Raw genomic sequence first — 10690 nt, 5'->3', positions numbered from 1 at the left:
GAAAAGGATCTGTCGATCCATCTCCTCTTTCGTCATGCTTCTTCCATATCTCATTTTCAAGGTGCGTACTCTTCATTTTCGGGCCGCTCATTGCGGCGACAGAAATTAATTTAACACAAACATGATCATTGTGCAAGAGTTTTTTTGAAAAAATTTGAGGTTTTTAAGTAAGAAAGCATCACATTACCAGCATAAACACCGTATACAGATATCTTCGTCTGTATTTGGTTTGAATGGAAGGAGAAAATTTTATGCAAAAGGCTGGACCGGTTTTACCAGCGTGTTTCAGACTGTCAGAAGAGTTGATTTTCAGGACTTCATTTTGCGACATTGACATCGCCACGCTTCTGAAAATTGCATCTTCGAATTCTCCAACAAGTCATTGCCAGCGAAAACAGGAGATGGCCCGGTCTTTGTCCAAAGAAACCGTTTGGGCTGGCGTTGAGGGGGTTGGAGATTGAGTAACAAAGCCGGTAAATCCGAAAAAGAAAAAGCAGGCGTTACGAACCCCCGCAAGCCTGCTTCGATCCACTCATGGCGCAAAGCCCGGGTGCCTAACCTCCACGCTGTGAAACCGCATTTCATTGGCCTGTCCCCTGACTTTCAATTTGTTCCTTAATATTAAAAATTGTTTGTCCAATCCAAATACAAATAACCGCCTTGTGCGAAATTTGGCACAGTTAATCGTCGTTTTCGATCGACATAAACAGGATTTTACCCGTATAAGCATCAATCTCCATGTCCGCTTCCTGTCTCCCTTTTTTAATTTCCACCTCGTAAATCCAGCGGCCATCGTCTTCATCCAGTTCAATCTCTCCAATCTTGCCGTTAAACTTGCTTAAAGCAATATTTTTTGCCTGTTCGTAGCTGATGCGCTTCTGTTCTGTGGCTGACTTTTCCGGAGCCGGTTGACTTTTGCCTCCTTGATCATCTCTGACATCGTCCACCTCATCACCTTTGCGGCCATCATCACTTGCTTTTGTCCCTGTCGTCCTGCTTTGCTCCACTTTCAGAATTTCACCCGTACCCGCATCCATTTTGATTTCATATTCCCCATTTGAACCAAGCAATTCAATTTCATACACATGACGGGTTCCCTTGTCATCCAGTTCGATCTCCTTGACCGTTCCCGGATAGCGCTCTTCCGCTTTTTGCGCCGCTTCTTTCTCCGTCAGGGCCGGATTTCCTTCACCGGCAAATATTTGATTAATACCAAATCCCAATCCCGCGATCACAACGGCTCCGGTCAATACTGCCAACCATGTTTTGCTCATATTTTTCACTCCTTTGCTGTTGTCATGATCATCATACGGCAGCCGATTAAAAAAACCGGGTGAGGCGTATGAGAAAACGATGAGAAACTGATGGGATTTTCATTAAAGTTGTCTTTTGACAGCAACCTCCGTAATCACCAGTTTCTCTCAATCATCCAGTTCAACAGACGGGAAGAAAAAATCTGCCGGACACATATCTCCACATCCGCTTCCTGTTTTCCGTTTACAAATCCATCTTGCAAAACCAATAGCCATCATCTTCCCATTGTCGGCATCCAGCGCAATGTTAGAGTTTCCGCCCGGAAGCCTTCCGGTTTTCAATTTACAGATTTGCCGGATACCTTTGTCATTTAATTTCTCACCGGCAACTGCTTGCCAACTGAATCGGACAAGTTTGATGAGAAAAAGAGAACCCACAAATCAGACTGGCATGTGCCATGGCATCAGCCTTACTGCAGGGAAGGGGGAAGTGTAACTGTCATCACTGTCCCTTTCCCTTCTTCACTGGTCAGGGAAAGCTTTCCCCGATGGGCATCCACAATCCGTTTGGCAATAGAAAGCCCCAAGCCGCTTCCCCCCGTTTGCCGGCTGCGTGCTTTATCCACCCGGTAAAAGCGCTCAAAGATCTTCTCCTGATCTTCTTTCGGAATGCCGATACCCTGATCCTCCACATGAATCCGTGCGCCGTCAGCATCCGCGGTGATGTTCACAAACACGCTATCCTTACTGTACTTCAAAGCATTGTCCACGAGGATAAACAACAGTTGTTTCAGCTTCTCCGGATCCGCCCAGGCAATCACCGGTTGCGTTCCATCCATTGTTACCTCAATAGCACGCCCCGTTGTCCGAATGAGAGGACGGACCGTCTCCCGGCACAGCTTGCCCAGATCAACCCGCTGAAAATGCATCAGATCAAAGGTATCATCCCGGGCCAAGTCCAGCATCTGATGCGTCAGAGCTTTCATCCGCCTGGCTTCGGCGAGAATCGCTTCCAATGCTTCTTCCCGGACTTCCGGTTTCTCCCGGCCCCAGCGTTTGAGCAAGCTGGCATAACTTTCAATTACGGTCAAGGGAGTCTTTAATTCGTGGGAGGCATCCGATACAAATTGCTGTTGTTTGTGGAAGCTTTTCTCCATCCAGTCCATCATCTTATTGTAGGTGGCAACCATTTGGCCAAGTTCATCTTTGACTGGCTTATTCCATTGAAGTCGCTGAAAGATCCCCTGGCGCCGGTTGGCTTCCATTGTCCGGATCAAGGAATGGATGGGACGCAGGATCAGGCGGCTTAAAATTGTTCCGCCAATGATGGTTGGGATAAGGATGAGCAGGGTGGCAAACACCAGTACCCACCACAAAATCCGGAGACTTTCTTCCACCAGATCCAGACTTTCCGTCACTTCCAACGCGGCAACATTCCCGTTTTCCCAGACCAGGGGATAATAAACCGTCAGATAGCGCCCGTCCTCCCGTCGGAAAAAGCGATGGGACTGTTTATCCTGAAACCGGGGTGAAACCTCGTCCGTCAAATCTGGCTGTTCCGTTACTGTTAGCAGTGCGACTCCTTCAGAACTGATTACCCGGATCATGCCGTTTTCGGGCAGGTACGCCCGCAAAAGCGCCGTTATCGGCTGTGCCTCCTGCCCCCTGTCCAGGATGAGGTTAACCGCACGGACAATGCTTTCCGTTTTTCCTTCCAGCCGCTCCACTTCCGCTTTCGTCACCTGTGCCTGAAACAAGAGATATACCCCGGCACTGACACCGATCAACAGCAGCAACATCATCCCGGTAGTAAAAAGTCGTATTTTCCGCGAAAGACTCATCCGACATGCTCCCGTAAAGTGTACCCGACCCCGCGTACTGTGTGAATCATGGGAGCAGGTACGTGTTTATCGATTTTCTGACGCAGGTAGCGTATATATACATCAACTATATTGGTATCTCCGGCAAAATCAAAGCCCCAAACTTCCTGAATGATCTGTTCCCGCTCCAACACCTGACCAGCGTGCCGCATCAGATATGTCAACAAGTCAAACTCCCGCGGTGTCAGGCGGATATCCCACTCTCCCCGTCGGACGTGGCGGGTCTTGGGATCCAAATAAAGATCCCCCACCTGAAGAGGTCGGGATGCGTCCTCTTCGTGACTCCCTTTTCGGTAACGCAAGTTTGCCCGGATGCGTGCCAACACTTCCACCATCTCAAAGGGTTTGGTGATGTAGTCGTTGGCTCCCTGGTCCAGGCCGGTCACCTTATCGGGAATCGAATCCCGCGCGGTTAAGAGCAATACCGGTGTCTGTTGATCCTGTCGCCGGAAGCGCCGCAACACCTCGATCCCATTAAGAGCGGGAAGCATGATATCCAACAGGATGAGATCCCATCCTCCCGCAATTGCACGTGTCAATCCATCCATCCCGTCACCCGCAATCTCCGCCATATATCCTTCATGCTCCAATTCCAGTTGCAATACTCGTGCAATATTGATTTCATCCTCAATAATGAGAATACGGACCTGATCTGCTCCCATTCCTATCCCCGCCTTTCTTGTCTTTGTTTGCTGATACTCCGCCTGGTTTTATCATAACCCGCCGTTCTTAGAAATTGATGAGAAAACGGACATCCACCGGGATATGAGAGAATGATTACCCAAAAACCGAAGTGCGAAGCAAAGGGTTCGTTTTTTGGTTTCCAAAGGATACTCTGTAAAATGGAACGAATTCATCCCCGCCTTTCCCCGTTTCTGCTTGCTGCTCCCGGTAACGCCCGCAGCTGCCAAGGGGTATCTTCCTTCTTCAAAGTCAATATTTCCGCCAACAATTAGCGGCGTAGGTCGCAATGATTAAAAACACCCCTGTCGCAACAAGCTTTTTGGTTTGTACCTGTGCAGAACCGGACGTTACCATGGGCGGAGAACGCAGTCAACAGAACAGCAACAAGTCAACAACCTGGAAAACAAACAAAGCATGAGCAGGGCGTTCCGCTTTGTTTGTTTTGAGCCGGCAATTGGTGATGGAAACACTGGCAGATGCTCCGGTCAGTAAGGCGAACGGGAAATACTTGCAAAAAAGCAGGTCGGTAAACCCGGCCTGCTTTTCCGTGATAAACTGAAATATCCTGTTGTTCCAACAACCAGCCTGGAATCATGTTAATTCCCGCAACAACAGGCCGGGATCTTTCGTATACTTGCCCAATGTCTGTGTAAACCGGATCGCATCGGCTCCATCCAATACCCGATGGTCAAAGCTGAGTGAAACATTCATCCGCCATCCCGCCGCAATCCGGCCATTTTGGACAATCGGTTTTTCTTCAACAGGGTGCAAGGCCAAGATCGCCACTTCCGGCGGTTGAATAATGGGAGTGGCCCATTTCCCGCCCAGAGCACCCGCATTGCTGATCGTAAATGTACTGCCTCTCATCTGCTCAGGCGTCAATTCCCCTTCTCTCGCCAGTTCTGTCAAAGTATGGATTTCTGAAGCGAGTTGATTCATGTTTTTCTGCTCAACCTTCCGCAGGACAGGAACCAGTAATCCCCGGGATGTATCTGTGGCAATGCCCAACGAAACAGAAGCAAATTTCCGGATCTGTTGCTTCTCCTCATCATAATGGGCATTTATTCGAGGGTAATGCTTCAGCGTGATAGCGACCAGTTTGGCTAAAATAGCCGTATAGGTCAGTTTTGGCAGTTTCCCATCGGTGCCGGTGTACGATTTCTGCTTTTGATACCATTGTACCAGCCCATCTGCCTCCAGTTCATCAAAATGGGTGACGTGTGGCTTGGTGATGACGGAATATTGGAGACGTTCACCAATCACGCGCCGTATCGGGGTCAGGTCCTGCACAATCACCTCTTTTGTTTTCGTCGCCTCCCGCAAGATCCGGTGTTCTTCCATTCCTCCTTTTTCTTCCAGAAACCGGAGCACATCCTCCCTGGTAACCTGTCCATGTCGACCCGTTCCTGTGATTAAAGAAAGGTCGATCCCGTATTCCCGTGCCAGACGCCGGGCAGAGGGTGTCGCCAGCACACGCTTTTTGTCTGCTTTACGGGCCAGAGAAGAAGATGACGGCTTATTTGCCGAATCCTGCCTGATCACATACAAAACTTCCCCTACCGATACCGTTTCTCCCGCTTTCCAATTTAATCGGGTCACTGTTCCGCCAGTCGGGGCGGGCAATTCAACAACCGCTTTATCCGTTTGTACTTCAAGCACCGGCTGATTTTCTTCCACCTGTTCCCCTTCCCGGACAAGCCAGCGGACAATTTCGGCCTCATGGACGCCTTCACCGATATCTGGCAGACGAAACGCAACAGCCATCCTGATTTCCCCCCTCAAAAAGAAACAACCTGGCGAATGGACTCAGAAACCCTTTGCACATCCGGGCGGAAGTCATCTTCCAGGGCAAACATGGGCACTGGTACATCATAGCCCGTTACCCGCGCAACCGGCGCTTCGAGATACAGAAATGCATGCTCATTGATCAGTGCTGTCAGTTCCGCACCCAGCCCCAATGTTCTGGGAGCTTCGTGGACAATGACCACCCGTCCGGTCTTTTTGGCAGAAGCAATGATTGTTTCTTCATCCAAAGGCGACAGGGAACGCAAATCGATCAAATCGCAGAAAACCCCTTTTTTCTCCCATTCCCGCGCCGCTTTTTCAGCGACCGGAACCATCGTTCCCCACGAAATCAGGGTGATATCTTCACCATCCAGCACTTTCCTGGCCTGGCCAATCGGAATTTCAAACCACCCTTCGGGAACTTCTTCCTTTATAGAACGATAAAGCTGCATCGGTTCCAGAAAAAGAACAGGGTCCGGATCCTGAACGGCGGCCAGCAACAATCCCTTGGCTTCTCTGGGGGTTGAAGGTGTAACCACTTTCAGCCCGGGAACATGGACAAACAGGCTTTCCGTTGAATCACAATGCAATTCGGGAGCACGAATTCCGCCGCCGTAAGGGATACGCACTACCAAAGAGGCAGGATATGCTCCCTGGGTCCGCGTCCTTAAACGGGCGGCATGCGAAACGATTTGCTCCACCGCCGGGTAAATAAAGCCCATAAATTGCACTTCGGCAATTGGACGAAATCCATTGACAGTAAGTCCGATGGAAGTCCCGACAATTCCCGATTCAGCAAGTGGCGTATCGATCACCCGTTCATCGCCAAACTTTTCCCACAAGCCGTCCGTTGCACGAAAAACACCGCCATTTTTCCCCACATCCTCACCCAGGATCAGGACACGGGAGTCTGACTCCAAAGCAAGTCTCAATCCATCACAAATGGCTTGCACCATAGTGATTTCCTTCATACACGATCCCTCTTTTGCACCAGTTCTTGTCTCTGTTTCCGCTCATTGGACGGCAAGTTGCCGTAGACATGGGCAAATAAATGTTCCGGAGGGGCAGGGGGGAATTTTTCCGCCTCAATAATGGCAAGATCCAGTTTTTCCTTACAGGTTTGTTCCCATTCTTTCTCTTCTTTTCCGGTTAACAGCCCTTCATTTTTTAAAAGGCGGGTATAGCGCAACAGCGGATCTTTCTGGTGAACCCACTCGTTAACTTCCGCCTGCGGGCGATAACGGGTAGCATCATCAGCCGTCGTATGGGGGCCTTTCCGATAGGTCACAGCCTCGATCAGGGTTGGCCCTTTCCTGGCACGCGCCCGTTCGATGGCTTGGAGCATCACGTCGTAAACAGCCAGGACATCATTTCCATCAACCCGGATTCCGGGAAAATCATAGGATTTTGCTTTTTCAGCTACCGTCTTTGAAGCAGACTGGCGCGAAAAGGGGACGCTGATGGCATATCCGTTGTTTTGGCAGAAAAGAATAACCGGAACCTGAAAAACCCCCGCAAAATTGCAAGCTTCATGGAAGTCGCCCTCAGAAGTCGCCCCGTCTCCAAAATAGGCAACGGCGACTCCATCCTCTTTTTTCAGTTTAAAACCCCAGGCCGCTCCAACTGCGTGCGGGATTTGGGTGGCAATCGGTACGGAGGGGGGGAAAATTCGCACTCCCTCCGGCGCCTTGCACCCTTCGACCCTCCCCATCCAATACAGCAAAATTTGCGATAAAGGCATTCCGGCAATCATGGCAACTCCGTGTTCGCGATAGCTGGGAAAAATCCAGTCTTTTCTCTGGAGAGCCAAGGCACTCCCCACCTGTGCCGCTTCCTGCCCTTCCAGTGGAGCATAAGTCCCGATTCTTCCTTGCCTTTGCAGCAAAATCATCCGCCGGTCAAAGTGGCGAACGAGGGTCATCCATTGAAAAAAGTTTTTTTTCCTGTCTCTGTCCAAGCGATTCCATATTTCCTTTCCGGTTTCAGTCAGGGTGCCATCTGGTGAAAGATGACGGATACAGTCCCTTCTCAACTGCTCGATCATGGTTTCACCGCCTCCCCGGCCTGTTATGGTCATCCCCCAATAAAATACAGCGAAGACCAGCCACTTTATCCAGCCGTTCAATCACCAACCGGTCCGCCGCCCGGCAAGTGGAAATATTCTCACTTTTTGCCCTCCGGTAAATTGCCAATAACATCTCATAAATCGCCCTGGTTTTGGCAAGCACCCTTTCTTCGTGATATCCTTCCAACTCACCGGCTACCTGAATAACTCCTCCTGCATTGACCAGATAATCCGGTGCATACAGAATGCCTCTTTCATGCAACAGATCGCCATGCCGGTCATCCGCCAGCTGATTGTTGGCTGAACCCGCTATCGCCAGGCATTTCAGCTCATCAACGGTTTCATCATTGATCACACCGCCGCGGGCACACGGTGAAAAGATATCACAATCTTCCTTGTGAATGGAACCAACATCGGCTATTTGCACCTGGTCACCATATTTCATCCTGAACTTTCGGCAGCGTTCACTGTCGAGATCGGCAATGATGCAAAAAGCGCCTTCTTTAATCAACAGCCCCAGCAACCGTTCGCCTACTTTGCCAATCCCCTGAATGGCAACGGTACGGCCGGCAAGCTGATCGGTGTCCCATAAAAAACGGGCGGTTGCCCGCATCCCCTGCAATAAGCCAAAAGCAGTCGGAATGGATGTATCCCCGGTTCCTCCATGGGATTTGGGCAAACCGACAAAAGAATCCGACTCTCGTGCCGCATGGATAAAATCTTCCGGCTGGGTGCCCATATCGGTTCCCGTATAAAAACGGCCGTTTAATCCGCCCACAAAACGGCCAATGGCCCGAAACAATTCCGGAGATTTGTCTTTTTGGGGATCCCCGATCACAACCATTTTTCCCCCGCCAAAATCTGTATCTGCCAGGGTATTTTTGTAAGTCATGCCTCGCGATAATCGCAAGGCATCTTCCAAAGCTTCATCCGTCGAAGAGTAAGGAAGCATCCGGCACCCCCCCAAAGCCGGCCCCATGGTCGTATCATGGATGGCAACAATCGCTTTCAGACCGGTTTGGGGATTGCGGCAAAAAATAACCTGTTCATGCCCATACTGATCCATCATTTCAAATACATCACGCATATGCACTTCTTTCTGATCATCAGACCTTCTCATCTGATCGATTTTCATGCTTCCCATCCATATCATCTCCACTTTTTCCGTGTTGACTGACAAGCCTGAAAATCTCTTCAACTTATCATATGCCTGATCATACCAGTGTGAGCTTATTTTCCCCGGAAGTTCGGTTTCCTTTTTTCTATAAAAGCCTGTACTCCTTCCCGAAAATCCCGGGTTTTTCCGGCTGTTTCCTGGGCGTTCGCCTCATTTTCAAGTGCTTCCGAAAGCGTACTTTCCATTCCTTTATATACCGACTGCCTGATTAATCCGAGCGCTGCGGTGGGGCCTTTTGCCAGATTCCGGGCAAAGGCGAAAGCTTCTTCCTGCAGCCTGTCCGCTTCAACAATCCGGTTGGCCAAGCCAATTTGGAGGGCTTCTTCGGCACCCACTTCCCGCCCGGTCATGGCAATCTCCAGCGCTTTTCCCAAACCGACAAGGCGAGGCAGAAAATAGCTGGAACCGCTGTCCAAGGTAAGCCCGATTCTGGCAAATGCTTCAATAAAACGGGTTCCGGGGGTAATGATACGAAAATCGCAGGCCAGAGCGATACTGCAACCGGCTCCCGCCGCCACGCCATTTACGGCGGCAACAACCGGTTTTTTCATTTCGGCAATCGCCAGGATCATCGGGTTATAACGGGTCCGAACACTTTCGCCCAGCGATAATGGTTCCTCCTGTTCCTGTACAACCGTACGGTCATTCAGATCCTGTCCCGAACAAAATGCTTTTCCTTCCCCCGTCAGGATCACTGCCCGCACCTCCGGGTTTTTCCCGGTTTCCTCCAATGCCTCGATCAGTTCCCGGCTCATCTGATTATTCATCGCGTTATAGACTTGCGGGCGGTTTAATCGAATAATCCCGACATTTTCCTTTATTGCCAGCTTTACTGCTGGTTCATCCATTTTGCTGCCTCCCGATGTTTTTATTTCCCGCGAAACCGGGGTGTTCTCTTTTCCAAAAATGCCTGCATCCCCTCTTGCTGATCCTCAGAGGAAAACAGCAAGTAAAAAGCGTTTTGTTCAAAATTGAGCCCATGATCCAACGGAAGCTCCTGCGCCTTGTTGATGGCCTGTTTTGCCAGTCGCACGGCAACCGGAGGCTTGGCGGCAATCTCATGGGCCAGCTTGAGCGCTTCATTTTCCACCTCATCCGGAGCCGTAACACGATTAATCAATCCCCACGCCAATGCTTCTGCTGCTGAAAAGGTCTTTCCGGTCAATACCATTTCCATCGCTTTTGCCCGGCCAATTGCTTTAGTGAGGCGCTGGGTCCCTCCAGCCCCCGGAATAACTCCGAGCAGGATTTCCGGTTGCCCAAACTTTGCCGTTTCAGAAGCAATAATCATGTCGCAGCACATTGCCAGTTCATTTCCTCCCCCCAGGGCATACCCGTTAACAGCCGCGATCAGGGGTTTGGAAATCGTGCGAATCCGTTCCCAGTCCCGGAAAAACTGTTTCAGAACAAATTCCACCGGTTTGGTCGCAGCCAGTTCATTAATATCGGCACCTGCCGCAAACGCTTTTTCATTGCCTGTCAGGACGATTGCGCGGACATGGCTGTCCCGATCCAGTTCTTCCAGCGTATCAGCCAACTTTCTGATAATCTCCGTATTTAATGCATTCATTTTTTTGGGACGATTCAGACTAATCTTGACAACATGATCCTTTTTTTCGATAATCAGCATATTCTGATTCAATGAAACACCCTCCTCGAGAAAGCGATTACATCAGGATAAAAACTTCTTTTTTATTGATACGTTTTTATTTTATCAAACCGTCGAATGTTTGTCAGTTCCGCACGTTAAAACGTTGTTTGGCTAAAAATATTGCAACCAAAAAGAAAAGCGCCTTTTCAGGCGCTGAGGCTGTTGACAAAAGAAGGTCAACAGCCTTTTTTGTTG

General features: G+C 49.8%; 13 protein-coding genes. 3 read left to right on the top strand and 10 right to left on the bottom strand.

The window, feature by feature from the left end; all coding sequences use genetic code 11:
* Window positions 1-251: 251 nt before the first annotated feature.
* Both H2C83_RS08050 and H2C83_RS08045 read left to right on the top strand, forming a co-directional pair.
* Window positions 252-461, top strand: coding sequence for a hypothetical protein (locus H2C83_RS08050; RefSeq protein WP_181739552.1), 210 nt, complete (start codon window positions 252-254; stop codon window positions 459-461).
* Window positions 458-619 (top strand): hypothetical protein, encoded by a 162-nt coding sequence (locus tag H2C83_RS08045; RefSeq protein ID WP_181739550.1) that lies wholly within the window; start codon window positions 458-460, stop codon window positions 617-619. Before H2C83_RS08050 ends, H2C83_RS08045 begins: the two co-directional genes overlap by 4 nt.
* Window positions 620-680: 61 nt before the next feature.
* On the opposite strand, the gene H2C83_RS08040 is transcribed toward H2C83_RS08045, so the two are convergent.
* The 4 genes from H2C83_RS08040 to H2C83_RS08025 all read right to left on the bottom strand — a co-directional run bounded on the left by H2C83_RS08040 (window position 681) and on the right by H2C83_RS08025 (window position 3795).
* Complete coding sequence (locus H2C83_RS08040; protein ID WP_181739548.1) at window positions 681-1274, bottom strand: PepSY domain-containing protein; 594 nt, start codon at window positions 1272-1274, stop codon at window positions 681-683.
* Between the two features lie 147 nt (window positions 1275-1421).
* Window positions 1422-1691, bottom strand: a complete 270-nt coding sequence (locus H2C83_RS08035; protein WP_181739546.1) for a hypothetical protein — start codon at window positions 1689-1691, stop codon at window positions 1422-1424.
* A 32-nt stretch (window positions 1692-1723) separates the two neighbouring features.
* The gene (locus H2C83_RS08030) at window positions 1724-3094 is read right to left on the bottom strand and encodes a sensor histidine kinase (protein ID WP_181739544.1); all 1371 of its coding nucleotides are present in this window, start codon (window positions 3092-3094) and stop codon (window positions 1724-1726) included.
* Window positions 3091-3795 carry a response regulator transcription factor gene (locus H2C83_RS08025; protein ID WP_181739542.1) on the bottom strand — a complete coding sequence of 235 codons (705 nt, stop codon included), beginning with the start codon at window positions 3793-3795 and terminating at the stop codon, window positions 3091-3093. The genes H2C83_RS08030 and H2C83_RS08025 overlap by 4 nt, the downstream gene beginning before the upstream one ends.
* Window positions 3796-4250: 455 nt before the next feature.
* Here H2C83_RS08025 and H2C83_RS18125 point away from each other — a divergent pair, with 455 nt between their 5' ends.
* Window positions 4251-4376 (top strand): hypothetical protein, encoded by a 126-nt coding sequence (locus H2C83_RS18125; RefSeq protein ID WP_281364121.1) that lies wholly within the window; start codon window positions 4251-4253, stop codon window positions 4374-4376.
* Window positions 4377-4408: 32 nt separating this feature from the next.
* Here H2C83_RS18125 and H2C83_RS08020 read toward each other — a convergent pair whose 3' ends face one another.
* The 6 genes from H2C83_RS08020 to H2C83_RS07995 are packed head-to-tail and all read right to left on the bottom strand — an operon-like array spanning window position 4409 to window position 10486.
* Window positions 4409-5581, bottom strand: a complete 1173-nt coding sequence (locus H2C83_RS08020) for a dihydrolipoamide acetyltransferase family protein (RefSeq protein ID WP_181739540.1) — start codon at window positions 5579-5581, stop codon at window positions 4409-4411.
* 14 nt (window positions 5582-5595) lie between these two features.
* Window positions 5596-6573: an alpha-ketoacid dehydrogenase subunit beta gene (locus H2C83_RS08015; RefSeq protein WP_181739538.1), complete on the bottom strand. Its 978-nt coding sequence runs from the start codon at window positions 6571-6573 to the stop codon at window positions 5596-5598.
* Window positions 6570-7679: a pyruvate dehydrogenase (acetyl-transferring) E1 component subunit alpha gene (gene pdhA, locus H2C83_RS08010; RefSeq protein ID WP_246333812.1), complete on the bottom strand. Its 1110-nt coding sequence runs from the start codon at window positions 7677-7679 to the stop codon at window positions 6570-6572. Before pdhA ends, H2C83_RS08015 begins: the two co-directional genes overlap by 4 nt.
* Window positions 7651-8847: a Leu/Phe/Val dehydrogenase gene (locus H2C83_RS08005; RefSeq protein ID WP_246333811.1), complete on the bottom strand. Its 1197-nt coding sequence runs from the start codon at window positions 8845-8847 to the stop codon at window positions 7651-7653. Before H2C83_RS08005 ends, pdhA begins: the two co-directional genes overlap by 29 nt.
* Window positions 8848-8897: 50 nt before the next feature.
* Complete coding sequence (locus tag H2C83_RS08000; protein ID WP_181739533.1) at window positions 8898-9692, bottom strand: enoyl-CoA hydratase-related protein; 795 nt, start codon at window positions 9690-9692, stop codon at window positions 8898-8900.
* 20 nt (window positions 9693-9712) lie between these two features.
* Window positions 9713-10486: an enoyl-CoA hydratase/isomerase family protein gene (locus H2C83_RS07995; protein ID WP_376766351.1), complete on the bottom strand. Its 774-nt coding sequence runs from the start codon at window positions 10484-10486 to the stop codon at window positions 9713-9715.
* Window positions 10487-10690: the final 204 nt, after the last annotated feature.

The sequence above is a fragment of the Thermoactinomyces mirandus genome, from assembly GCF_013868055.1.
GTDB classification, from domain to species: Bacteria; Bacillota; Bacilli; order Thermoactinomycetales; family Thermoactinomycetaceae; genus Thermoactinomyces; species Thermoactinomyces mirandus.
The sequence above is the reverse complement of the archived record's forward strand: the minus strand, read 5'-3'. Positions and strand labels throughout refer to the sequence as shown.